This window comes from Pseudomonas sp. IT-P100, from assembly GCF_949767185.1.
GTDB classification, from domain to species: Bacteria; Pseudomonadota; Gammaproteobacteria; order Pseudomonadales; family Pseudomonadaceae; genus Aquipseudomonas; species Aquipseudomonas fluorescens_B.
On the sequence record NZ_CATKQK010000011.1, the window covers coordinates 600912 to 621411 of the forward strand.

General features: G+C 58.1%; 28 protein-coding genes and 1 tRNA gene. 21 read left to right on the forward strand and 8 right to left on the reverse strand.

Annotated elements, in window-relative coordinates; translation table 11 throughout:
* The first annotated feature begins 51 nt into the window (after nucleotides 1–51).
* Genes ACM6IQ_RS10985 through ACM6IQ_RS11010 form a run of 6 tightly spaced genes read left to right on the forward strand, consistent with a single transcriptional unit; the run spans nucleotide 52 to nucleotide 6051 of the window.
* The gene (locus ACM6IQ_RS10985; RefSeq protein ID WP_017337664.1) at nucleotides 52–1605 is read left to right on the forward strand and encodes a sugar ABC transporter ATP-binding protein; all 1554 of its coding nucleotides are present in this window, start codon (nucleotides 52–54) and stop codon (nucleotides 1603–1605) included.
* The gene (locus ACM6IQ_RS10990; protein WP_008028232.1) at nucleotides 1602–2579 is read left to right on the forward strand and encodes an ABC transporter permease; all 978 of its coding nucleotides are present in this window, start codon (nucleotides 1602–1604) and stop codon (nucleotides 2577–2579) included. Before ACM6IQ_RS10985 ends, ACM6IQ_RS10990 begins: the two co-directional genes overlap by 4 nt.
* A gap of 3 nt (nucleotides 2580–2582) precedes the next feature.
* A complete protein-coding gene (locus ACM6IQ_RS10995; RefSeq protein ID WP_017337665.1) occupies nucleotides 2583–3602 on the forward strand; it encodes a LacI family DNA-binding transcriptional regulator in 1020 nt (339 codons plus the stop codon).
* Nucleotides 3603–3660: 58 nt separating this feature from the next.
* The gene (gene rbsK, locus ACM6IQ_RS11000) at nucleotides 3661–4578 is read left to right on the forward strand and encodes a ribokinase (RefSeq protein ID WP_414878723.1); all 918 of its coding nucleotides are present in this window, start codon (nucleotides 3661–3663) and stop codon (nucleotides 4576–4578) included.
* Complete coding sequence (gene rbsD / locus ACM6IQ_RS11005) at nucleotides 4575–4979, forward strand: D-ribose pyranase (protein WP_414878724.1); 405 nt, start codon at nucleotides 4575–4577, stop codon at nucleotides 4977–4979. Before rbsK ends, rbsD begins: the two co-directional genes overlap by 4 nt.
* 43 nt (nucleotides 4980–5022) lie before the next feature.
* Nucleotides 5023–6051, forward strand: a complete 1029-nt coding sequence (locus ACM6IQ_RS11010; protein WP_017337668.1) for a nucleoside hydrolase — start codon at nucleotides 5023–5025, stop codon at nucleotides 6049–6051.
* 32 nt (nucleotides 6052–6083) lie between these two features.
* Here the strand turns inward: ACM6IQ_RS11010 and ACM6IQ_RS11015 are convergent, their stop codons facing one another.
* Nucleotides 6084–6296 (reverse strand): hypothetical protein, encoded by a 213-nt coding sequence (locus ACM6IQ_RS11015; protein ID WP_017337669.1) that lies wholly within the window; start codon nucleotides 6294–6296, stop codon nucleotides 6084–6086.
* A 131-nt stretch (nucleotides 6297–6427) separates the two neighbouring features.
* On the opposite strand from ACM6IQ_RS11015, the gene ACM6IQ_RS11020 reads away from it, so the two are divergent.
* Complete coding sequence (locus tag ACM6IQ_RS11020; RefSeq protein ID WP_017337670.1) at nucleotides 6428–6733, forward strand: hypothetical protein; 306 nt, start codon at nucleotides 6428–6430, stop codon at nucleotides 6731–6733.
* Between the two features lie 165 nt (nucleotides 6734–6898).
* Nucleotides 6899–7219: an I78 family peptidase inhibitor gene (locus ACM6IQ_RS11025; protein ID WP_414878725.1), complete on the forward strand. Its 321-nt coding sequence runs from the start codon at nucleotides 6899–6901 to the stop codon at nucleotides 7217–7219.
* 72 nt (nucleotides 7220–7291) lie between these two features.
* Here the strand turns inward: ACM6IQ_RS11025 and ACM6IQ_RS11030 are convergent, their stop codons facing one another.
* Both ACM6IQ_RS11030 and ACM6IQ_RS11035 read right to left on the reverse strand, forming a co-directional pair.
* Nucleotides 7292–7504, reverse strand: coding sequence for a cold-shock protein (locus ACM6IQ_RS11030; RefSeq protein WP_003179963.1), 213 nt, complete (start codon nucleotides 7502–7504; stop codon nucleotides 7292–7294).
* 292 nt (nucleotides 7505–7796) lie between these two features.
* Nucleotides 7797–8099: a hypothetical protein gene (locus ACM6IQ_RS11035; protein ID WP_414878726.1), complete on the reverse strand. Its 303-nt coding sequence runs from the start codon at nucleotides 8097–8099 to the stop codon at nucleotides 7797–7799.
* Between the two features lie 372 nt (nucleotides 8100–8471).
* On the opposite strand from ACM6IQ_RS11035, the gene thrS reads away from it, so the two are divergent.
* The 9 genes from thrS (at nucleotide 8472) to ACM6IQ_RS11080 (ending at nucleotide 15928) form a co-directional block, all read left to right on the forward strand.
* On the forward strand, nucleotides 8472–10394 hold the full coding sequence (gene thrS, locus ACM6IQ_RS11040) for a threonine--tRNA ligase (RefSeq protein WP_008023971.1): 1923 nt from the start codon (nucleotides 8472–8474) through the stop codon (nucleotides 10392–10394).
* Entirely contained in the window at nucleotides 10394–10945 is a 552-nt protein-coding gene (gene infC / locus ACM6IQ_RS11045) for a translation initiation factor IF-3 (protein ID WP_172435341.1), read from the forward strand. The genes thrS and infC overlap by 1 nt, the downstream gene beginning before the upstream one ends.
* 60 nt (nucleotides 10946–11005) lie before the next feature.
* Nucleotides 11006–11200: a 50S ribosomal protein L35 gene (rpmI, locus tag ACM6IQ_RS11050; protein ID WP_002553160.1), complete on the forward strand. Its 195-nt coding sequence runs from the start codon at nucleotides 11006–11008 to the stop codon at nucleotides 11198–11200.
* 28 nt (nucleotides 11201–11228) lie between these two features.
* On the forward strand, nucleotides 11229–11585 hold the full coding sequence (gene rplT / locus ACM6IQ_RS11055) for a 50S ribosomal protein L20 (RefSeq protein ID WP_007905879.1): 357 nt from the start codon (nucleotides 11229–11231) through the stop codon (nucleotides 11583–11585).
* A gap of 109 nt (nucleotides 11586–11694) precedes the next feature.
* Entirely contained in the window at nucleotides 11695–12711 is a 1017-nt protein-coding gene (gene pheS / locus ACM6IQ_RS11060; protein ID WP_017337673.1) for a phenylalanine--tRNA ligase subunit alpha, read from the forward strand.
* 26 nt (nucleotides 12712–12737) lie between these two features.
* On the forward strand, nucleotides 12738–15119 hold the full coding sequence (gene pheT / locus ACM6IQ_RS11065) for a phenylalanine--tRNA ligase subunit beta (RefSeq protein WP_414878727.1): 2382 nt from the start codon (nucleotides 12738–12740) through the stop codon (nucleotides 15117–15119).
* A gap of 3 nt (nucleotides 15120–15122) precedes the next feature.
* On the forward strand, nucleotides 15123–15425 hold the full coding sequence (ihfA, locus tag ACM6IQ_RS11070; RefSeq protein ID WP_002553164.1) for an integration host factor subunit alpha: 303 nt from the start codon (nucleotides 15123–15125) through the stop codon (nucleotides 15423–15425).
* Complete coding sequence (locus ACM6IQ_RS11075; protein WP_003179985.1) at nucleotides 15406–15762, forward strand: MerR family transcriptional regulator; 357 nt, start codon at nucleotides 15406–15408, stop codon at nucleotides 15760–15762. The genes ihfA and ACM6IQ_RS11075 overlap by 20 nt, the downstream gene beginning before the upstream one ends.
* A gap of 89 nt (nucleotides 15763–15851) precedes the next feature.
* Nucleotides 15852–15928: transfer RNA gene (locus ACM6IQ_RS11080), tRNA-Pro, on the forward strand.
* An 89-nt stretch (nucleotides 15929–16017) separates the two neighbouring features.
* Here the strand turns inward: ACM6IQ_RS11080 and ACM6IQ_RS11085 are convergent.
* Entirely contained in the window at nucleotides 16018–17130 is a 1113-nt protein-coding gene (locus ACM6IQ_RS11085) for a phage integrase Arm DNA-binding domain-containing protein (protein ID WP_414878981.1), read from the reverse strand.
* Nucleotides 17130–17342 carry a hypothetical protein gene (locus ACM6IQ_RS11090; protein WP_059404374.1) on the reverse strand — a complete coding sequence of 71 codons (213 nt, stop codon included), beginning with the start codon at nucleotides 17340–17342 and terminating at the stop codon, nucleotides 17130–17132. The genes ACM6IQ_RS11085 and ACM6IQ_RS11090 overlap by 1 nt, the downstream gene beginning before the upstream one ends.
* Before the next feature lie 100 nt (nucleotides 17343–17442).
* Here ACM6IQ_RS11090 and ACM6IQ_RS11095 point away from each other — a divergent pair, with 100 nt between their 5' ends.
* Both ACM6IQ_RS11095 and ACM6IQ_RS11100 read left to right on the forward strand, forming a co-directional pair.
* Nucleotides 17443–17664, forward strand: coding sequence for a hypothetical protein (locus ACM6IQ_RS11095; protein ID WP_414878728.1), 222 nt, complete (start codon nucleotides 17443–17445; stop codon nucleotides 17662–17664).
* Nucleotides 17665–17729: 65 nt separating this feature from the next.
* Entirely contained in the window at nucleotides 17730–17873 is a 144-nt protein-coding gene (locus tag ACM6IQ_RS11100; RefSeq protein WP_414878729.1) for a hypothetical protein, read from the forward strand.
* A 63-nt stretch (nucleotides 17874–17936) separates the two neighbouring features.
* Here the strand turns inward: ACM6IQ_RS11100 and ACM6IQ_RS11105 are convergent, their stop codons facing one another.
* Nucleotides 17937–18554, reverse strand: a complete 618-nt coding sequence (locus tag ACM6IQ_RS11105; RefSeq protein WP_414878730.1) for a hypothetical protein — start codon at nucleotides 18552–18554, stop codon at nucleotides 17937–17939.
* Nucleotides 18555–18646: 92 nt separating this feature from the next.
* On the opposite strand from ACM6IQ_RS11105, the gene ACM6IQ_RS11110 reads away from it, so the two are divergent.
* Entirely contained in the window at nucleotides 18647–18898 is a 252-nt protein-coding gene (locus tag ACM6IQ_RS11110; protein WP_414878731.1) for a hypothetical protein, read from the forward strand.
* Nucleotides 18899–19044: 146 nt separating this feature from the next.
* Complete coding sequence (locus ACM6IQ_RS11115; protein ID WP_414878732.1) at nucleotides 19045–19263, forward strand: hypothetical protein; 219 nt, start codon at nucleotides 19045–19047, stop codon at nucleotides 19261–19263.
* Nucleotides 19264–19307: 44 nt separating this feature from the next.
* Here ACM6IQ_RS11115 and ACM6IQ_RS11120 read toward each other — a convergent pair whose 3' ends face one another.
* Complete coding sequence (locus tag ACM6IQ_RS11120) at nucleotides 19308–19979, reverse strand: hypothetical protein (protein WP_414878733.1); 672 nt, start codon at nucleotides 19977–19979, stop codon at nucleotides 19308–19310.
* The gene (locus ACM6IQ_RS11125) at nucleotides 19976–20488 is read right to left on the reverse strand and encodes a DUF4406 domain-containing protein (protein WP_414878734.1); all 513 of its coding nucleotides are present in this window, start codon (nucleotides 20486–20488) and stop codon (nucleotides 19976–19978) included. The genes ACM6IQ_RS11120 and ACM6IQ_RS11125 overlap by 4 nt, the downstream gene beginning before the upstream one ends.
* Nucleotides 20489–20500 lie beyond the last annotated feature (12 nt).

Sequence of the window (20500 nt, forward strand, 5' to 3'; positions counted from 1 at the left end):
TCCGGCGATACAACGGTGCTCGCCCGTCCGGGCGAGCACATGGAGATTCTTATGTCAGTTTCCGCTCCGAACGCTGTCCTCTCGGTCAGCGGTATCGGTAAGACCTATGCGCAGCCAGTCCTTGCCGGCATCGACCTGACGTTGATGCGTGGTGAGGTGCTGGCGCTGACCGGCGAGAACGGCGCCGGCAAAAGCACGCTGTCGAAGATCATCGGCGGGCTGGTCACGCCGACCACCGGCCAGATGCAATTCCAGGGTCAGGATTACCGCCCCGGCAGCCGCACCCAGGCTGAAGACCTGGGCATTCGCATGGTCATGCAAGAACTCAATCTGCTGCCGACCCTGTCGGTGGCGGAAAACCTGTTTCTCGACAACCTGCCCAGCAATGCGGGCTGGATCAGTCGCAAGCAACTGCGCAAGGCCGCGATCGAGGCCATGGCCCAGGTTGGGCTCGACGCGATCGACCCGGACACCCTGGTCGGCGAACTGGGCATCGGTCACCAGCAAATGGTCGAAATCGCCCGGAACCTGATCGGCGATTGTCATGTGCTGATCCTCGATGAACCGACCGCAATGCTGACGGCCCGTGAAGTCGAGATGCTGTTCGAGCAGATCACCCGTCTGCAGGCGCGCGGCGTGTCGATCATCTATATCTCGCACCGCCTCGAAGAACTGGCCCGTGTCGCACAGCGCATTGCGGTGTTGCGCGACGGCAATCTGGTCTGCGTCGAACCGATGGCCAATTACAACAGCGAGCAACTGGTAACCCTGATGGTCGGCCGTGAGCTCGGTGAACACATCGACATGGGCCCACGCAAGATTGGCGCTCCGGCGTTGACGGTCAAGGGGCTGACTCGCTCGGACAAGGTGCGCGACGTGTCGTTCGAAGTGCGCGCTGGCGAGATTTTCGGGATTTCCGGTTTGATCGGGGCAGGGCGTACCGAGTTGCTGCGCCTGATCTTCGGCGCCGACCCGGCGGACAGCGGCACGGTCGCACTGGGATCGCCCGCACGGGTCGTGAGTATTCGTTCACCGGTTGATGCAGTTGATCATGGCATTGCCCTGATCACTGAAGACCGCAAGGGCGAGGGCTTGCTGCTGACGCAATCGATCAGCGCGAATATTGCCCTGGGCAACATGCCAGAGATTTCCAGTGGTGGTTTCGTCAACACCGGTGACGAGATGTCCCTGGCCCAGCGTCAGATCGACGCCATGCGCATCCGCAGTTCCAGCCCGACGCAATTGGTCTCGGAGCTGTCCGGCGGCAACCAGCAGAAAGTCGTGATCGGCCGTTGGCTGGAGCGCGATTGTTCGGTGTTGCTGTTCGACGAGCCGACTCGTGGCATCGACGTCGGCGCCAAATTCGACATCTATGCACTGCTCGGCGAACTGACCCGTCAGGGCAAGGCGCTGGTGGTGGTGTCCAGCGACCTGCGCGAACTGATGCTGATCTGCGACCGCATCGGCGTGCTGTCGGCGGGGCGCCTGATCGAGACGTTCGAACGCGATAGCTGGACCCAGGATGACTTGCTTGCCGCCGCTTTCGCCGGTTACCAAAAACATGATGCGTTGCTCAATGAAGCAGCGCCTAGGGACCCTCAATGAAAACTGCAACGTCCGCCGGTAAACGTAGTGGCAATTTTTACGGCCTCGGCACCTATCTGGGCCTGGCCGGTGCCTTGCTGGCGATGGTCGCGCTGTTCTCTGTCCTGAGCAGCCATTTCCTGTCTTACGACACCTTCAGCACACTCGCCAACCAGATTCCGGACTTGATGGTGCTCGCGGTCGGCATGACATTCGTGTTGATCATCGGCGGCATCGACCTGTCGGTGGGCTCGGTGCTGGCGCTTGCAGCGTCGACGGTCAGCGTGGCGATTCTCGGCTGGGGCTGGAGCGTACTGCCGGCGGCGCTACTCGGCATGGCGGCGGCTGCGTTGGCCGGGACCATCACCGGTTCGATCACCGTAGCCTGGCGTATTCCGTCGTTCATCGTGTCCCTCGGCGTGCTGGAAATGGCGCGCGGCGTGGCGTATCAGATGACCGGTTCGCGCACGGCCTACATCGGTGATGCCTTTGCCTGGCTGTCCAACCCGATCGCCTTCGGTATCTCGCCATCGTTCATCATTGCCTTGCTGATCATCTTCATTGCGCAGGCGGTGTTGACCCGCACGGTGTTCGGTCGTTACCTGATCGGCATCGGCACCAATGAAGAAGCGGTACGTCTGGCAGGGATCAATCCAAAGCCCTACAAGATCCTGGTGTTCAGCCTGATGGGACTGCTGGCGGGTATCGCCGCGCTGTTCCAGATTTCGCGCCTGGAAGCGGCGGACCCGAATGCCGGGTCGGGCCTGGAGCTGCAAGTGATTGCCGCCGTGGTGATCGGCGGAACCAGCCTGATGGGCGGCCGCGGTTCGGTCATCAGCACCTTTTTCGGGGTCCTGATCATTTCCGTACTGGCGGCCGGCCTGGCGCAGATCGGCGCAACCGAACCGACCAAACGCATCATCACCGGCGCGGTCATCGTGGTGGCGGTGGTGCTTGATACCTATCGCAGTCAGCGCGCAAGCCGGCGGACCTGAGTCATGGCAACAATCAAGGATGTGGCAGCGCTCGCGGGGATTTCCTACACCACGGTGTCCCACGTGGTGAACAAGACCCGGCCGGTCAGTGAGGAGGTGCGGATCAAGGTCGAGGCCGCGATCAAAACTCTCGACTACGTGCCCAGCGCCGTGGCCCGCTCATTGAAGGCCAAGACCACGGCGACCATCGGTCTGCTGGTGCCCAACAGTCTCAACCCGTACTTTGCCGAACTGGCTCGCGGCATCGAGGATTACTGCGAGCGTAATGGCTATTGCGTGATCCTCTGCAACTCCGACGACAACCCGGAAAAGCAGCGCAGCTACCTGCGCGTGCTACTGGAAAAGCGCATCGACGGGCTGATCGTGGCATCGGCCGGTGGCGACGCGGGGCTGGCAGAAGGTCTGGCAGGCGTGCGCACGCCGATGGTCATCGTCGACCGCGGGCTGGAAGGGGTGAATGCCGATCTGGTGCGCATCGATCATGAGTACGGCGCTTATCTGGCGACCCGACACCTTCTGGAACTGGGGCATCGGGACATCGCCACCATTGGCGGGCCTGCCAGTACCAGCGTGGCGCAGATGCGTCTTGCAGGTTTTTGCCGCGCCTTGAAAGAGGCGGGCGTCGAAGTGCCTGACGAACGCATGCTGGAAAGCGATTTCACCAGCACCGGCGGTTACAGCGCCGCCGCCATCCTGTTGGAGAAGAACCCGCCCAGCGCGATTTTTGCCGGCAACGACATGATCGGCATCGGCGTGCTGCGAGCCGCCGCCGAGCGAAATATTCGTGTGCCGAGCGAGCTGTCGGTAATCGGTTTCGACGATATCCAGATGAGCCGTTATGTCTATCCGGCGTTGACCACCGTGGGCCAGTCGATCCTGCAACTCGGCGAGATGGCGGCCGGCGTGCTTTTGCGCAGGATCGCCACACCGGACATGGCCACCGATCAACGGATCGTGACGCCCAGTATCGTCCTGCGGGAATCGACCGCGCCGCTGGCCGGTGTGTTTGACCACTTCCGTTGAATATGGAAAGCCGTTAAATCAAAAGCGCCGTTGAAACAGCATTTATGAGTAGTGATGTATGCCAGCAAAAGTAGTGGTGATAGGCAGTCTGAACATGGACTTGGTGACCCGCGCGTCGCGGTTGCCCCGCGGCGGTGAAACGCTGATCGGAGAGTCGTTTGCCACAGTCTCCGGCGGCAAGGGTGCCAATCAGGCGGTTGCGGCAGCGCGACTGGGGGCGCAGGTATCGATGGTCGGTTGCGTGGGCAGCGATGCCTACGGCGAGGAACTGCGCGGGGCGTTGTTGGCCGACCGTATCGATTGCCAGGCGGTCAGCACCGTCGACGGTGCCAGCGGCGTGGCGTTGATCGTGGTGGATGACAACAGCCAGAACGCGATCGTTATCGTCGCCGGTGCCAATGGCGCGCTGACGCCAGAAGTGATCGATCGCTTTGACGCGGTATTGCAGGTGGCAGATGTGATCATTTGTCAGCTGGAAGTGCCGGATGCCACGGTCGGACATGCGCTCAAGCGCGGTCGTGAGCTAGGAAAAACCGTGATTCTCAACCCGGCGCCAGCCAGTCGTCCACTGCCGGCAGACTGGTATGCCGCCATCGATTACCTGATTCCAAATGAGAGCGAAGCCTCGGCACTGAGCGGTTTGCCGGTGGACTCCCTGGCAACCGCTGAAACCGCTGCGACCCGGTTGATTGCCATGGGGGCGGGCAAGGTCATCATTACCCTGGGGGCCCAAGGCTCGCTGTTTGCCAATGGCAAAAGCTTCGAACACTTTCCGGCGCCAAAGGTAAAAGCTGTGGATACCACGGCGGCAGGCGACACCTTTGTCGGTGGTTTCGCCGCCGCGTTGGCGGCCGGCAAAAACGAGGGCGACGCGATTCGTTTCGGCCAGGTGGCCGCCGCGCTGTCGGTGACCCGTGCCGGCGCGCAGCCCTCGATTCCCGATTTGTCCGATGTACAGGGCTTTAAAACACCATGAAGAAAACACCATTGCTCAACGTCGCGTTGTCGCGACTGATCGCTTCCCTGGGCCACGGCGACAAGGTCGTGATTGGCGATGCCGGTCTGCCGGTGCCGCCGGGCGTCGAGCTGATCGATCTGGCCCTGACCCACGGCATTCCTGATTTCATCAGCACGTTGAAAGTCGTGCTCAGCGAAATGCAGGTCGAAAGCCACGTGTTGGCCCAGGAGATCCTGGACAAGCAACCGTCGGCGCTGTTCGCGCTGGACGAACTGAATGCCGAAGGTGCGCTGGGTCAGCGTGAGTTGCTCAGTCATGACCAATTCAAGGTCTTGAGCCGACAGGCGCGGGCGATTGTTCGTACAGGCGAATGTCAGCCGTACTGCAACATCGTGCTGGTGGCCGGGGTCACGTTCTGATTCGCCATTGTCTCTCTGTTTTCCCACGCACAAGGAGTGCGCCATGCACCGCTATGCTCAGAAACTGCGCCACCTGCTCCGGAGTTTGCTGCTTTTGTCCTTGATAACCGCAACAAGCGCCCAGGCGGCGGAAAAGATCGACTTGATCATCGACACCGACCCGGGTGCCGATGACGTGGTGGCCTTGCTGTTTGCCCTGGCATCACCGGAAGAGTTGAACATCCGCGCGCTGACCACCGTCGCCGGTAACGTTCGCCTGGACAAGACCTCGCGTAATGCGCGGCTGGCCCGCGAGTGGGCAGGGCGCGAAGACGTTCCGGTGTATGCCGGTGCGCCGAAGCCGCTGATGCGCACGCCCATCTATGCCGAGAACATTCATGGCAAGGAAGGCCTGTCGGGTGTGACCGTGCATGAACCGAAGAAAGGCCTGGCCAAGGGCAATGCGGTCAATTACCTGATCGATACCTTGAAAACTGCCAAGCCCCACAGCATCACCATCGCCATGCTCGGTCCACAGACCAACCTGGCCCTGGCGCTGATCCAGGAACCTGAAATCGTTCAGGGCATCAAGGAAGTGGTGATCATGGGTGGTGCGCACTTCAATGGCGGCAACATCACCCCGGTGGCGGAATTCAACCTGTTCGCTGACCCGCAAGCGGCGGAAGTGGTGCTGAAAAGTGGCGTCAAGCTGACGTATCTGCCCCTGGACGTGACCCACAAGATCCTCACCAGCGAGGCGCGCCTGAAGCAGATCGCCGCGCTGAACAACAACGCCAGCAAGCTGGTGGGCGATATTCTCAACGAATACGTCAAAGGCGACATGGAGCACTACGGTCTTCCGGGAGGCCCGGTACATGACGCTACGGTCATTGCCTACCTGCTCAAGCCCGAGTTGTTCACTGGCCGTTCGGTCAATGTGGTGGTTGATAGCGACGAGGGCCCGACATTCGGTCAAACCATCGTCGACTGGTATGACGGCCTGAAAGCGCCGAAGAACGCTTTCTGGGTTGAAAGCGGCGACGCTCAGGGTTTCTTCGACCTGCTGACCCAGCGTCTGGCGCGTCTGAAGTAAGTTTCACACCCGCAGGTGCCCGCCTGCGGGTTTCACTCCCTTTCGTTGTATTCGGCGCCTTTGTAGTCGGTCGGGTACTTCTCGAACACCTGCGCGATGAAGGATTGCGCCGCTTCAGTCCCCAGCTCCTTGACCAATAGATCGATACCAATGATTGCCAACTCTTCCGGGCTGCCCGGGCTGTATGAACTATGACCTTGCGGCCATTTGGCTTTGATGTCGGCGTCGATGCTTACGGTGGTCATGATGGGGCTCGTGAATTCGGGAAAGTCTGAGTGTGAGTTAACCATTTTGCCGGACGTTTGGCACTCCGACTTAGGCATGAGGGGAGGGCTATGCGACACTTGGTCTTTGAAGATTTATCAAGGACCGTGCTGTGCAGATCGATTTGAACTCTCCTGACGGCTTGACGCTTGAGGCCGTGCGCCAGCTGCTAGCCTCTGCCAGTGATGATGAGCACGCCCAATTGCGGGTGACCAAGGGCGGCATCGCTTACATTTCATCGGGCGTCGTGGGCGGCACCGACATCGACGGTCTCCTGTTTCGTCTGGAGACGTGGGCCAAAGGCTCCGGGTATGTGGGATTGGTCGCGGCCAGTGACGAAGTCTGGGTCATGCAGATTTTCAATGCGTTGAAAGGCAACTGGCCAACGCCACCGTTCGATTACATCGACATTTATTGAGCGCAGGTCATATAAAGTCACGATTGCGGGGTGAACGACCGGGAATGCTCAGGCAAACTCGCCGATTGTCCGGATCGAGGGCAGGGTGAAAGCGCTGCCTGTGAAACCAAACGCCAGATTGGCGGTCGCACGATCTCAGCTTAACTATTGAAAAAAGGAGGCTTCATGCCTTGGAAGCTCGCGTCATTGGGTACTTTGTTGGCCGCTAGCCTGCTGGCCGGTTGCAGTAGTACGTCCACCGAATCGGCAACAGACCCTGTCACGACGACTGATACCGGTCACAGCCGTTGCGAAGCAAAGGCTGCCGAATTCACCATTGGCAAAAAGGCTTCGCCCGAACTGCTCGAGCAGGCGCGCATCCGCGCCGGTGCACAGAATGCCCGTATCCTCAAGCCTAACGATATGGTGACCCTGGAGTACCGTTCCGATCGCCTGAACCTGAACACCGATGACAAGCTGGTGATCACGCGCATCAACTGCGGCTGACAGCGTCAGGCTTTTGCTTCACCCATAAAAAACCCCGTCACATGGACGGGGTTTTTTTAGTGCGCCTGGAAATTACTCTGGGCGAACTTGAGCAGCTTGCATACCCTTTTGGCCTTTCTCAGCCACGAAGGAAACGGTCTGGCCTTCTTTCAGGCTTTTGAAACCGTCGCTTTCGATAGCTTTGAAGTGTACGAACAGGTCGTCACCGCCACCTTGAGGAGTGATGAAGCCGAAGCCTTTTTCATCGTTGAACCATTTAACGGTGCCGGTTTGGCGATTAGACATGGTGTATCTCCAAGAAACATATATTTTCAGTAGTACTGTGCTGCTCAGGCCAACTGGGCACACCGGGGTATCATAGTCGAAATGTTCGCTTTGGGAGCCCCCCGGACGTGCTGTTTGCCCTACAGTCACGCTTGCTTTGTTGCTTGATGTGGCTGAAAGCCCCGATTTAAAAGGCTTTCAGCCGAAAGTAAAGACGATAAAAAAAGCTGTAAAACCTGCATAAATTGTACGAAAAACAGCTTTTCAGGGGCTTTTCATCGGCTGTTGAGGCCTTCTAAGACTCCTCTGAGGCTTATTTTTTTGCGTTGGGATCGGCTTTGCACGCCGCGATTTTGGTCAGCGCTTTTTGTTTCAGTGCGTCGCTGGCCTTGTTGTCCATCAATGCCTGAATGTCACTGGCCGGGTACGACTTGATCGCATCGGCGCCACAAGCGCAGTGGGATTTTGCCGCGGCTGCACCGATCTGCGGAGTCGCTGCCTGGGTGCATTGAGCCATGTATTTCTCGCGCTCGCCCTTCGGCCAATCGGCATGAGCGGTCAGTGGCAGCAGCAGGACGATAGGGGCGACTACTGCGAACAAACGATTCAGACGCATGCTGGGATGCTCCTTGTGGGTCAATGTCTTGTTATCTGAGGGGTAAAACCGGGTTCAGTTCAGCACTCTGGCATAAAAACAGCTGATTTGCCCTTGCAGAAAAGCCGGCACCGCGACGACCGTTCATCTGTGCTAGCATGCCTCGCTCGGGCGTTTGCAGGCTCCGGATGACCTTCAGTCCCGGTGGCGGCAGATGTTCGAATAACCCTGATTTGAATCCCAGTCACTCTGGTTCGGTTTTCCGGTTGGCCGCAAGGCTCCTGCCGCTGTAAGGCAGGCGTTCGTCATTGAATGGCCTGGACCGGATCTTGTACTGGCTCATCCCAACCCACGTGACCTTTGGTAGGGGTCACCACTAGGAGAGGAGGCGCCATGCCAACTATTACTCTTCCCGACGGCAGTCAACGTTCATTCGATCACCCGGTTTCCGTAGCCGAGGTCGCCGCATCCATTGGTGCAGGTCTGGCCAAGGCCACCGTGGCCGGCAAGGTCGATGGCAAGCTGGTCGACGCCAGTGACATCATTAGCGCCGACGCGACGCTGCAAATCATTACGCCAAAGGATGAAGAGGGGCTGGAGATCATTCGCCACTCTTGCGCCCACTTGGTTGGCCACGCGGTCAAGCAGCTGTACCCGACGGCCAAAATGGTCATCGGCCCGGTCATCGACGAAGGCTTCTATTACGACATCGCCTTCGAACGTCCCTTCACTCCGGACGACCTGGCCGCCATCGAACAGCGCATGCAGCAACTGATCGAAAAAGATTACGACGTGATCAAGAAAGTCACTCCGCGCGCCGAAGTGATCGAAGTGTTCAAGGCCCGCGGCGAAGACTACAAGCTGCGCCTGGTCGAGGACATGCCGAACGAACAGGCCATGGGCCTGTACTATCACGAAGAATACGTCGACATGTGCCGCGGTCCGCACGTGCCGAACACGCGTTTCCTGAAATCCTTCAAACTGACCAAGTTGTCCGGCGCCTACTGGCGCGGCGATGCCAAGAACGAGCAATTGCAGCGCGTCTACGGCACCGCGTGGGCTGACAAGAAGCAGCTGGCGGCTTACATCCAGCGCATCGAAGAAGCTGAAAAGCGCGATCACCGCAAGATCGGCAAGCGCCTGGGCCTGTTCCACACCCAGGAAGAGTCGCCGGGCATGGTGTTCTGGCACCCGAACGGCTGGACGTTGTACCAGGTGCTCGAGCAGTACATGCGCAAGGTTCAGCGCGACAACGGCTACCTGGAGATCAAGACTCCGCAAGTCGTTGACCGCAGCCTGTGGGAGAAATCCGGGCACTGGGCCAACTACGCCGACAACATGTTCACCACCCAGTCGGAAAACCGCGACTACGCCATCAAGCCGATGAACTGCCCTTGTCACGTGCAAGTGTTCAATCAGGGCCTGAAAAGCTACCGCGAGTTGCCGATGCGCCTGGCCGAATTCGGTGCCTGCCACCGTAACGAGCCATCGGGTGCGCTGCACGGCATCATGCGTGTGCGGGCGTTCACTCAGGATGACGCGCACATCTTCTGCACCGAAGAACAGATGCAGGCCGAATCCGCCGCGTTCATCAAGCTGACCATGGATGTCTACGCCGACTTCGGCTTCAAAGATGTCGAGATGAAGCTGTCCACTCGTCCGGAAAAACGTGTCGGTTCCGACGAGCTGTGGGATCGCGCCGAAGCTGCACTGGCTGCAGCCCTTGACAGCGCTGGCTTGCCGTATGATCTGCAGCCGGGCGAAGGTGCGTTCTACGGTCCGAAGATCGAGTTCTCGCTGAAAGATTGCCTCGGTCGTGTCTGGCAGTGTGGTACCCTGCAGCTCGATTTTAACCTGCCTGTCCGTCTGGGAGCCGAATACGTCTCCGAAGACAACAGTCGCAAGCACCCGGTGATGTTGCACCGGGCGATCCTCGGATCCTTCGAACGTTTCGTCGGCATCCTGATCGAGCACTACGAGGGTGCATTCCCTGCGTGGCTGGCTCCGACCCAGGCAGTGATCATGAACATCACTGACAAACAGGCCGATTTTGCCGCCGAGGTTGAAAAAACTCTCAACGAAAGCGGATTTCGTGCCAAGTCTGACTTGAGAAATGAAAAGATCGGCTTTAAAATCCGCGAGCATACTTTGCTCAAGGTTCCCTATCTCTTGGTTATCGGAGATCGGGAGGTCGAGATGCAGACTGTCGCTGTGCGTACTCGTGAAGGTGCTGACCTGGGCTCGATGCCCGTCGCCCAGTTCGCTGAGTTTCTCGCGCAAGCGGTTTCCCGGCGTGGTCGCCCAGATTCGGAGTAATTATTATTAAGCGTGAAATGAGACAAGATAAACGAGCTGCACCGAAAGCCCCGATCAACGAGAATATCTCGGCACGCGAGGTTCGGTTAATTGGGGCTGAAGGTGAACAGCTTGGGATTGTGTCAATTGAAGACGCGCTTCTTAAGGCTGAAGAGGCCAAACTGGATTTGGTGGAAATTTCCGCCGATGCAGTACCCCCTGTTTGCAAACTGATGGACTACGGCAAATCGATCTTCGAGAAGAAGAAGCAGATTGCCGCGGCCAAGAAAAACCAGAAGCAGATTCAGGTTAAAGAAATCAAGTTTCGTCCAGGGACGGAGGAAGGGGATTACCAGGTAAAACTGCGCAACCTGGTACGTTTCCTGAGTGATGGGGACAGGGCCAAGGTATCCTTGCGATTCCGCGGCCGTGAGATGGCCCACCAGGAGCTGGGGATGGAACTCCTCAAGCGAGTTGAAGGTGACTTGCTCGAGTACGGTTCGGTCGAACAGCATCCTAAGATGGAAGGACGCCAGCTGATCATGGTCATCGCCCCGAAAAAGAAGAAGTAATCATCAGGGCACGGCAGGCCTTCTGATTATGTTTATCAACTGAATGCGGAGTATCCGAACATGCCAAAAATGAAAACGAAAAGTGGTGCTGCTAAGCGGTTTCTGAAAACTGCTAACGGTATCAAGCACAAGCACGCTTTCAAGAGCCACATCCTGACTAAAATGTCGACCAAGCGTAAGCGTCAACTGCGCGGTAGCAGCTTGCTGCATCCGTCTGACGTGGCAAAAGTCGAGCGCATGCTGCGCCTTCGTTAATTTTAGTCAAGAATAGAGGAAGTAACTCATGGCTCGTGTAAAGCGTGGCGTCATTGCCCGTAAACGTCACAAAAAAATTCTGAAACTTGCTAAAGGCTACTACGGCGCTCGCTCGCGCGTATTCCGTGTTGCCAAGCAAGCGGTAATCAAGGCAGGCCAATACGCCTACCGTGACCGTCGTCAGAAAAAACGTCAGTTCCGCGCTCTGTGGATCGCTCGTATCAACGCTGGTGCACGTATCAACGGTCTGTCCTACAGCCGTTTCATCGCCGGCCTGAAAAAAGCGTCCATCGAGATCGACCGTAAGGTTCTGGCTGATCTGGCAGTGAACGAAAAAGCGGCGTTTGCTGCGATTGTCGAGAAAGCTAAAGCCACCTTGGCTTAAGTACCCCCGACAGTCACCCGGCCTCACCTCTGTGGGGCCAGGTGTTAAACGTCATAAATAGGGGAAGAGCCTTCAAGCTCTTCCCCTATTTTGTATCTGGAGTCTGTACATGGAAAACCTGGATGCGCTCGTCTCTCAAGCACTAGAGGCTGTGCAAAGCGCTGAAGATATCAATGCCCTGGAGCAAATCCGGGTTCACTACCTTGGCAAAAAGGGTGAATTGACTCAGGTGATGAAGACCCTGGGGAATTTGCCGGCAGAAGAGCGTCCGCAAGTCGGCGCGCTGATCAACGTTGCCAAGGAGCGTGTCACAGAGGTTCTCAATGCCCGCAAGGCACTGTTTGAAGAGGCCGACCTGGCCGCCAAACTGTCTGCCGAGTCCATTGACGTGACCCTGCCTGGCCGTGGCCAGACCTCGGGTGGCCTGCATCCGGTTACTCGTACTCTGGAACGTATCGAACAGTTCTTCACCCATATTGGCTACGGCATCGCCGAAGGCCCTGAGGTCGAAGACGATTACCACAACTTCGAAGCGCTCAACATCCCAGGCCATCACCCGGCCCGGTCGATGCATGACACCTTCTATTTCAATGCCAACATGTTGCTGCGCACCCATACCTCGCCGGTACAGGTCCGCACCATGGAATCGAAACGGCCGCCGATCCGCATCGTCTGTCCAGGCCGTGTGTATCGCAGCGACTCCGATATCACTCACTCGCCGATGTTTCACCAGGTCGAAGGCCTGCTGGTCGATCGCGATATCAACTTCGCTGACCTGAAAGGCACCATCGAAGAGTTCCTGCGTGTGTTCTTCGAAAAAGAACTGGCCGTGCGCTTCCGTCCTTCGTACTTCCCGTTCACCGAGCCATCCGCTGAAGTCGACATGGAATGCGTGATGTGCAGCGGCAAAGGCTGCCGTGTCTGCAAGCAGACTGGCTGGCTGGAAGTCATGGGCTGCGGCATGGTTCACCCGAACGTGCTGCGCATGTCCGGGATCGACCCGGAAGAGTTTTCGGGCTTTGCCTTCGGCATGGGCGTTGAACGTCTGGCCATGCTGCGTTACGGCGTGAACGACTTGCGTCTGTTCTTCGACAACGACTTGCGGTTCCTCGCGCAATTTCGCTAGTCGTAACGAATTCTTAGGAGAGCAGGATGAAATTCAGTGAACAATGGCTGCGTGGCTGGGTAAGCCCGCAGGTAAGTCGCGACGAGCTGGTTGCTCGTCTGTCGATGGCCGGTCTTGAGGTCGATAGCGTTACGCCGGCCGCCGGTGAATTCGTTGGCGTAGTGGTGGGCGAGGTGTTGAGCACCGAGCAGCACCCGGACGCTGACAAGTTGCGTGTTTGCCAGGTCAGCAATGGCTCGGAGACTTTCCAGGTTGTGTGCGGTGCGCCAAACGTGCGCCCGGGCCTGAAGATCCCGTTCGCCATGATCGGTGCCGAACTGCCGGGCGACTTCAAAATCAAGAAAGCCAAGCTGCGTGGCGTTGAGTCCAACGGCATGCTGTGCTCGCAAGCCGAGCTGCAAATCGGCGAAGGCAATGATGGCCTGATGGAATTGCCGGCCGATGCGCCGGTGGGCCAGGACATCCGTGAATACCTGAGCCTGGACGACGCCAGCATCGAGGTCGACCTGACCCCGAACCGCGGCGATTGCCTGTCCCTGGCGGGTCTGGCCCGTGAAGTTGGCGCGCTGTACGCCGCTGAAGTCACCCGCCCGGTCATCGCCACCGTTCCAGCCGTGCACGACGAAGTGCGTTCGGTTGAAGTGCTCGCGCCAGCCGCTTGCCCGCGTTACCTGGGGCGTGTGATCCGTAACGTAGACCTGTCCAAACCTACGCCTCTGTGGATGGTCGAGCGTCTGCGTCGTGGCGATGTGCGCAGCATCGACGCTGCCGTCGACATCACCAATTACGTGATGCTGGAGTTGGGTCAACCGCTGCACGCGTTCGACCTCGCCGAAATCAATGGCGGCATCCGTGTGCGCATGGCCGAAGAAGGCGAGAAGCTGGTATTGCTCGACGGTCAGGAAGTCAGCCTGCGTAGCGATACGCTGGTGATCGCCGACCACACCCGTGCATTGGCTATCGCCGGCGTCATGGGTGGCGAGCACAGCGGCGTCAACACCGCGACCACTCGCGACATCTTCCTCGAAAGCGCGTTCTTCGATCAGATCGCTGTCGCTGGCAAGGCCCGTTCCTATGGCCTGCACACCGACGCTTCGCACCGCTACGAGCGTGGCGTGGACTGGCAACTGGCCCGTGAAGCCATGGAGCGCGCCACTGGCCTGCTGCTGGAAATCACCGGGGGCGAAGCCGGTCCGATCATCGAAACCGTCAACGAACAGCATCTGCCGAAGATCGCGCCGGTCACCCTGCGTGCCCAGCGCATCACCCAGATGCTGGGTATGGAAATGGAACCGGCCGAAGTCGAGCGTTTGCTCAACGGCTTGGGCCTCACCGTTTCGGCGGACGGGGCAGGGCAGTGGCGCGTTGAAGTGCCAAGCCATCGCTTCGATATCAGCCTCGAAGTTGACCTGATCGAAGAGCTGGCCCGTCTGTACGGCTACAACCGTCTGCCGGTTCGTTACCCGCAAGCCCGTCTGGCGCCGCAAGCCAAGGCTGAAGCGCGTAGCGACCTGCCTGAGCTGCGTCGTCTGCTGGTAGCCCGTGGTTATCAGGAAGCGATCACCTACAGCTTCATCGATCCGAAACAATTCGAGTTGTTTAATCCGGGTGTCGAGCCGCTGCTGCTGGCCAACCCGATTTCCAACGACATGGCGGCCATGCGCTCGTCCCTGTGGCCAGGTCTGGTCAAGGCGCTTCAGCACAACCTGAATCGTCAACAGGATCGCGTCCGTCTGTTCGAAAGCGGCCTGCGTTTCGTCGGTCAGCTGGAAGGTTTGAAGCAAGAGCCGATGCTGGCTGGCGTGGTGTGCGGCAGCCGTCTGCCGGAAGGCTGGGCGCAAGGTCGCGATGTCGTGGATTTCTTCGACGTCAAGGCTGACGTGGAAGCGGTGCTGGGCTTCGCCGGTGCGCTGGACTCGTTCACGTTTGTGCCGGGCAAGCACCCAGCGCTGCACCCGGGTCAAACCGCGCGCATCGAACGCGAAGGTCGGCTGGTAGGTTTCGTGGGTGCGATTCACCCTGAATTGTCGAAAGCCCTCGGTCTCGATCGTCCGGTCTTCGTTTTCGAGCTGGTTCTGGCTGAAGTGGCGTTGGGCAAAATGCCTAAATTCCAGGAGTTATCGCGCTTTCCTGAAGTGCGTCGTGATCTCGCGTTGATTGCCGAAAAAGGCGTCGCGGCTAGCGCTGTACTGGACGTAATCCGTGAAAATGCAGGGGAATGGCTGACGGACCTCAGGCTATTTGACGTATATCAGGGTAAAGGCATTGATCCTGATAGAAAAAGCCTTGCAGTCGGCTTGACCTGGCAGCATCCATCGCGCACTCTTAATGACGATGAGGTGAATACCGCGACGCAAAACATCCTCACCTCGCTCGAACAAAGGTTGAACGCCACGTTAAGGAAGTGACGTATGGGGGCTCTGACGAAAGCTGAAATGGCGGAACGTCTGTATGAAGAGCTGGGCCTGAACAAACGGGAGGCCAAGGAATTGGTCGAACTGTTTTTTGAAGAAATCAGGCACGCTCTTGAAGACAACGAACAAGTCAAATTGTCCGGTTTCGGCAATTTCGACCTTCGGGACAAACGCCAGCGGCCCGGCCGCAATCCGAAAACGGGTGAAGAAATCCCGATCACGGCTCGCCGTGTGGTCACCTTTCGTCCAGGGCAGAAGTTGAAGGCCCGAGTTGAGGCTTATGCTGGAACCAAGTCATAACGACGAGCTACCCGTCATCCCAGGCAAACGCTACTTCACCATTGGTGAAGTCAGCGAGCTGTGTGCGGTAAAACCGCATGTGCTGCGCTATTGGGAGCAGGAGTTTCCTCAACTCAACCCCGTCAAACGACGCGGAAACCGCCGGTATTATCAGCGACAGGACGTGCTGATGATCCGGCAGATCCGCGCGCTTCTTTACGATCAAGGGTTCACCATCGGCGGCGCGCGCTTGCGTTTGTCCGGCGATGAAGCCAAAGACGACACCACTCAATACAAGCAGATGATTCGGCAGATGATTGCCGAACTGGAAGATGTGCTGGTGGTGCTCAAGAAATAAATTCATGCGTTTGAATACTTCCAGTTTTCAAAAGCTTGCGATATATTCTTGACCGTTCTTCGAGATGAAGAACGGGTTTCACGCCTAGTCGGGGCGTAGCGCAGTCCGGTAGCGCACTAGCATGGGGTGCTAGGGGTCGAGTGTTCGAATCACTCCGTCCCGACCATATTTACTGAGTAAAATCAGTCACTTAAGCCGATCAGATGGATCGGCTTTTTTGTGCCTGCGCAAAACCCGCGCAAAACTGGCGCAAAACTACCCGGTGATTTCGCTGATATTCAGGTCCGGAATCGCCTCTGACCAAATGATTTCCTCATGGTCCCGCTGGTAGTTTTTGGTCATGCCCTCGCTCGCATGGCCAGCAATTTTCTGCCCATCCTTACCGGCTTTCTTGTAGAGATGCAGCGACAGCGCTCGCACTTCGTGGAAGCCCGGCATCTCTTCCTCCTTCCATCCCTTGTAGCATTCCGCCGCCTCCCGGGCGTCCTTGAATGCTCGAGTCAAATACCTCTCTTCAATCTTCGTCCAGTGGTCCTTGGTTTGTGCCTGTTTCTGTTTCAGGCGATCGGGCTTGCGGTGCACTAGGTATGGCGAGACCACATCGTCGCGGCACCGGCTGATCACCGCCTGCAACTCCGTCGTAACGCGGAAGCGAATCCATGCCGCGTCACTGGCCTTGGCCGTCTTCTTCTGCACGACGTACAGGAATCCCTCCCGAACCCCATCGAAGCGCATATCGAGGATGTCGGTTCGGCGTTGCGCGGTGATCAGGGCCAAGTCGATGGCGTTCTGCAGCCAGGCCGGTGATTTCTCCCGGATGGCTTTCAGTCCCTCGACGGTATGGCGCTTGCGCTGTTTCTTCTCGATGCGGTTGATGGTGCTGGCCGCCGGGTTGTCCGGGCAGAGCCCTTTCGCCGCGGCGTGGTTAAATATGTCTGTCAGCAGCGCGCGGCACTGGTTCGCCGTACGAGGCGTGAGTGCGTCCAGCATTTCGGCGACCATGCGAATCGTGATTTGGTCAACGGCCTTGCCTTCGAACTGCTTGCGGAAGCGCCTGAAGTGCACCGCGTATAAGCCGAGGGTGCCCTTGGCCAATTCGCGCGGCGGTAGAACGTCGCGTTCGTAGGTGTCGAGGAAACCGGCAAACGAATCGGTGGGTTGGTTCATCACAGCGCCGACCAGGTCAGCGCCGCGCATGAACTCCAAATTTAACTGCTTCGCGGCGTCGATTGCCTTGATGCGATCGGCGCCGAACTGAAACCACTTCCCATCTGTTGGCCGCCGATAGCGGTATGTCGAGCGCCGCGCATCGAAGTACAGGTTCTGCGGGAGGTTCTTATTCGCCTTGTTCCGCGGCCGAGGGACCATCATGCAGCTCCTTTCAATACCATTGCCACCAGGTCGTTACCGTCCGAGCGGGTGAATGCGGTCCAGTCAACGTACCAGAGTTTCCCTATCTGCTCCCCGGGCACCGCGCCGTTTCGGATGTGGTTGCGGATAGCTTGCGGGCACTGCGGGGTGCCGTTCTCGCCCCAGCGCCGGCGCTGGAACTCACTGATTTTGATCAGCTCTCGTTTCATTGGGTGCTCCATGCCGCGCGTGGCGGCAGAAGGTGATTGATAGTTTGTGGGGGCGCCTGATCTACTGTTGATCGATGCGCTAATTGATGGGGAAAACTGAATGTTCAACAGGTATCCCGAGCAGAAGCGGAGCCGAAGGTGGCTTGGGGCGCTTGGCGCCGCATTCATGGCATTGGGAATATTTCTGATTGTCTTCGAGGCCGTTGGTGGTGTGCTTTTCACCGTTATGGGGAGTGGCTTATTGCTGCTGGTGTCTTTTGCCAATGAAAAAACGTTTGCGAGGGTATTGCGCGTGCTGGGCTGGTTCAACGGACTCTCGTGAAGGGATCGCCGTTCACCGGCAGACTGTTATGGTTTAATGAAAGCAATTATCAAGGAGGATTTGCTATGGAAAAGGCGTTTCGAAATCCGTTGTTTCTGACAGGGATACCGTTGGCCATCTGTGGTTTTGTGGTTACAGCGCCCGGATTGTGGATTCCGGGGTTGGTGTTGATGGTGTGCGGATTGGCAGCAGGGAAGAAACAGACCTGAGGTTATCGCCGTGGCCCCGAATAGATGAGCCAGGCCATGTAGGCGAGGCATAGACTGGGATGATCATGGCGTGACCCGCTTGAACTCGACGACCCAGACCCAGGGGTTGGCGTCCCAGCTTTCGGCGCCTTTGATTGACGTCCAGAGGCAGTCGAACAGTTGCGCCGCGGTCAATGTCTCGTCGAGGTCTGGCGCCGCTCGCAGGAAGTCGACACCTTCGGCTTCGGCCTGCTCGTTGCTGATGTCCTGCAACCGCTCGACGCGCACGTCGGTGATCTCCAGCAGGATACGACTGTCCCGCCGGAACATATGGATGCTGGGATTCCAGCGGATGTAGCTCGCCGGCGGAACGTTTTCCAACCCTGGCGGCAGGCACGCTGGGTATGTTGCTCGGTAGGTCAGATAACCGGGGTCCCCATTCCCCGCGCGTGCCCAAGTTTCGCGCACCCACAGCCGTTCGCCGGACTTGCCGTAGGGGCAGCAATGGCGGGAGAAGTTGCGAGATGTCTCGCGTGAGTCTGAGCCGCTACCGAACAGATGACCTTTCCACAAAAAGCCAGTGCCATCGGTAAGCACAGGTTGTGGATTCACTGCGCGCCGCGTGACCGTCTTTCGGCCTTCCAGAATGGCGCGCACCATCGGGGCCGAGAACAAGATCGGCCGTTCCTTTATTTCAGGCATTTGTTCGTCCTTACCCGGTAATCGGGCGGTTAAAAATCGAGTTTGGTGGCAATATAGTGGCTCGGCGCTTTGCCGGCTTGATCGGGCAATTTATGAAAAAAGTTATCTTGGTGATGGCAGCGGCAGCCTTGGCGGCATGTGCTTCTCATGAGTCAAAAGTGTTTTCTACTGACACCTCCCAGTTGCGCGTTGGGGAAAAGCCACAAGGTTTTCCGCGCACATACGTAGTGGCGAAAAATGGCAACTGTTCCAAGGTGACCGAAAATTGGGTGAGCAACGGTTCGTACAATGGCAAGGATATGTGGGTGATTGATAAGACCCTTGAACCTGTGCCATGCCAATAACAGCCATCGCTATAGCGGCTGACTTTGAAGGGAGGGATAAAGCTGACCGGTGGTCAGACGGTATGAATTATCTGAGGTGACCGTACTCGACCGTTCGAGGAGCGGCTGTTTCTCAATGGCGGTGAGTTCCGCCCAGGAGAAAGGCAATGGCTTCTATCGACGACTTCAGATTTGAGTCGCACCAGCTTCTGTTAGAGCTTGACGCTGCCACCTTGGGAATGATGACGCTGGTTTCATCAAGGTGTGTTTCAGGTCCCGAGTGGGATGCTGCAAACAAGAGGCAGCACGAAGCCTATAAATGCTGGGATGCCTTTATGAATGCGCCGCTCATCGCCGGTACCAACGTCCTTCCGCCTGCTATCTGAATGTCTAATTCAGCGAGTGAAGCTGACTTTGAAGGGGGAGGGAGTTACTGCTGGAGTTTGCGAACGGCTGCGTCGTATTCGAGGGGATCGCTGTTTGGGTAACGCTCGATGATCTCAATTAGGCGCTCGCGCTCAGGATCAACGGGCCGCACTACCGATCCCGGCGCGGGCTGCTCGCCTGGGTGAGGGATGTAACGAAGTGCTGCTTTGTATGCCGCACCCAGCGCATCATCCAGATCACCGCCACCCTGCTTGGACGTGTTGAAGGCAAGGATCTGCTGAGCTCGAACGTCGTAGCTGCGCTCCACGGACATAAGCGCCACATGCTCACCATGGCCATGCGTCAGCTCATCAATCCGCTGATCCGCTTCGTTCAAGCGAAGCTGCAGGGCGTCACGCTCGGCCCTAAGGCGCTGGACCTTGCCTGCATCCGGCTGGGCGTAGAGCCCGACAACCCGGTAGCCCAGCTCTTCGCCATCGTTCATTGAATCGACTTCATCGTCGAGGTGATGCGCCTCGTCAGATACGCAAAGCTCGCTGTAGTGCGGCTTCCCATCTGGCTGCATGATTCCGTACATGAAAGGCTTTAAATCTTGCGGCGGTACAGCGGCGGCGATTGCGTCCCGGTATGCGTTGACGTGCCCGTTGGCCTTGAGCATGGCAACAAGGATTTCTCGGGTCGCCTCAGTCGGCACCAATTTCCATTGATTGTTCATCCTGCAATCTCCATTGATACCAGATCATTGGCATTCACAACCGTCATGCCGAGGCGGTGGGCGATTTGAACTTCGAGTTTCGCGCCCTCCGATCTTTCCCATCCGGGCAGCAGGGCGATCACGCCGCACAGGCCCAGGCGGGTCAGGTCGTAGGCCATGTAGTCTGCCCACTGGGCGCCTGCGACGATGCCGTGGTCTGCCGGGTTCTCGACTTCGTAACCCCGGGCGCGCAATTGGTCGGCCATGGCGTTGAAGGCTGGATAGTTGAAGTCCTCAATCCCGGTCATGGGCCCGGCGACGTACACGCGCCTGGTGCGGGTGGCTGCGAGCGTCACACCAGGCGCAACTACTGCGCTGATCCGGTCAACTGCCCGGTCAATCGGGCCTTGAATGAAAGGCGGTGGTGGTTCGTTCGCCGGCGGAACCATCTGAGTCACCGCGGCAATCATGCCCATCAGCGATTCGGTGACGATCGAGCGAAGATCAGGCTTGCGGTTTTCTGTGGGCATGGGGCGTCCTAT

What these genes read in the sequence shown, in the direction of transcription:
- ACM6IQ_RS10985 (WP_017337664.1), top strand. Translation starts at nt 52, where the DNA reads ATGTCAGTTTCCGCTCCGAACGCTGTCCTCTCGGTCAGCGGTATCGGT.
- ACM6IQ_RS10990 (WP_008028232.1), top strand. Translation starts at nt 1,602, where the DNA reads ATGAAAACTGCAACGTCCGCCGGTAAACGTAGTGGCAATTTTTACGGC.
- ACM6IQ_RS10995 (WP_017337665.1), top strand. Translation starts at nt 2,583, where the DNA reads ATGGCAACAATCAAGGATGTGGCAGCGCTCGCGGGGATTTCCTACACC.
- rbsK (WP_414878723.1), top strand. Translation starts at nt 3,661, where the DNA reads ATGCCAGCAAAAGTAGTGGTGATAGGCAGTCTGAACATGGACTTGGTG.
- rbsD (WP_414878724.1), top strand. Translation starts at nt 4,575, where the DNA reads ATGAAGAAAACACCATTGCTCAACGTCGCGTTGTCGCGACTGATCGCT.
- ACM6IQ_RS11010 (WP_017337668.1), top strand. Translation starts at nt 5,023, where the DNA reads ATGCACCGCTATGCTCAGAAACTGCGCCACCTGCTCCGGAGTTTGCTG.
- ACM6IQ_RS11015 (WP_017337669.1), bottom strand. Translation starts at nt 6,296, where the DNA reads ATGACCACCGTAAGCATCGACGCCGACATCAAAGCCAAATGGCCGCAA.
- ACM6IQ_RS11025 (WP_414878725.1), top strand. Translation starts at nt 6,899, where the DNA reads ATGCCTTGGAAGCTCGCGTCATTGGGTACTTTGTTGGCCGCTAGCCTG.
- ACM6IQ_RS11030 (WP_003179963.1), bottom strand. Translation starts at nt 7,504, where the DNA reads ATGTCTAATCGCCAAACCGGCACCGTTAAATGGTTCAACGATGAAAAA.
- ACM6IQ_RS11035 (WP_414878726.1), bottom strand. Translation starts at nt 8,099, where the DNA reads ATGCGTCTGAATCGTTTGTTCGCAGTAGTCGCCCCTATCGTCCTGCTG.
- thrS (WP_008023971.1), top strand. Translation starts at nt 8,472, where the DNA reads ATGCCAACTATTACTCTTCCCGACGGCAGTCAACGTTCATTCGATCAC.
- rpmI (WP_002553160.1), top strand. Translation starts at nt 11,006, where the DNA reads ATGCCAAAAATGAAAACGAAAAGTGGTGCTGCTAAGCGGTTTCTGAAA.
- rplT (WP_007905879.1), top strand. Translation starts at nt 11,229, where the DNA reads ATGGCTCGTGTAAAGCGTGGCGTCATTGCCCGTAAACGTCACAAAAAA.
- pheS (WP_017337673.1), top strand. Translation starts at nt 11,695, where the DNA reads ATGGAAAACCTGGATGCGCTCGTCTCTCAAGCACTAGAGGCTGTGCAA.
- pheT (WP_414878727.1), top strand. Translation starts at nt 12,738, where the DNA reads ATGAAATTCAGTGAACAATGGCTGCGTGGCTGGGTAAGCCCGCAGGTA.
- ihfA (WP_002553164.1), top strand. Translation starts at nt 15,123, where the DNA reads ATGGGGGCTCTGACGAAAGCTGAAATGGCGGAACGTCTGTATGAAGAG.
- ACM6IQ_RS11075 (WP_003179985.1), top strand. Translation starts at nt 15,406, where the DNA reads ATGCTGGAACCAAGTCATAACGACGAGCTACCCGTCATCCCAGGCAAA.
- ACM6IQ_RS11085 (WP_414878981.1), bottom strand. Translation starts at nt 17,130, where the DNA reads ATGGTCCCTCGGCCGCGGAACAAGGCGAATAAGAACCTCCCGCAGAAC.
- ACM6IQ_RS11090 (WP_059404374.1), bottom strand. Translation starts at nt 17,342, where the DNA reads ATGAAACGAGAGCTGATCAAAATCAGTGAGTTCCAGCGCCGGCGCTGG.
- ACM6IQ_RS11095 (WP_414878728.1), top strand. Translation starts at nt 17,443, where the DNA reads ATGTTCAACAGGTATCCCGAGCAGAAGCGGAGCCGAAGGTGGCTTGGG.
- ACM6IQ_RS11100 (WP_414878729.1), top strand. Translation starts at nt 17,730, where the DNA reads ATGGAAAAGGCGTTTCGAAATCCGTTGTTTCTGACAGGGATACCGTTG.
- ACM6IQ_RS11105 (WP_414878730.1), bottom strand. Translation starts at nt 18,554, where the DNA reads ATGCCTGAAATAAAGGAACGGCCGATCTTGTTCTCGGCCCCGATGGTG.
- ACM6IQ_RS11110 (WP_414878731.1), top strand. Translation starts at nt 18,647, where the DNA reads ATGAAAAAAGTTATCTTGGTGATGGCAGCGGCAGCCTTGGCGGCATGT.
- ACM6IQ_RS11115 (WP_414878732.1), top strand. Translation starts at nt 19,045, where the DNA reads ATGGCTTCTATCGACGACTTCAGATTTGAGTCGCACCAGCTTCTGTTA.
- ACM6IQ_RS11120 (WP_414878733.1), bottom strand. Translation starts at nt 19,979, where the DNA reads ATGAACAATCAATGGAAATTGGTGCCGACTGAGGCGACCCGAGAAATC.
- ACM6IQ_RS11125 (WP_414878734.1), bottom strand. Translation starts at nt 20,488, where the DNA reads ATGCCCACAGAAAACCGCAAGCCTGATCTTCGCTCGATCGTCACCGAA.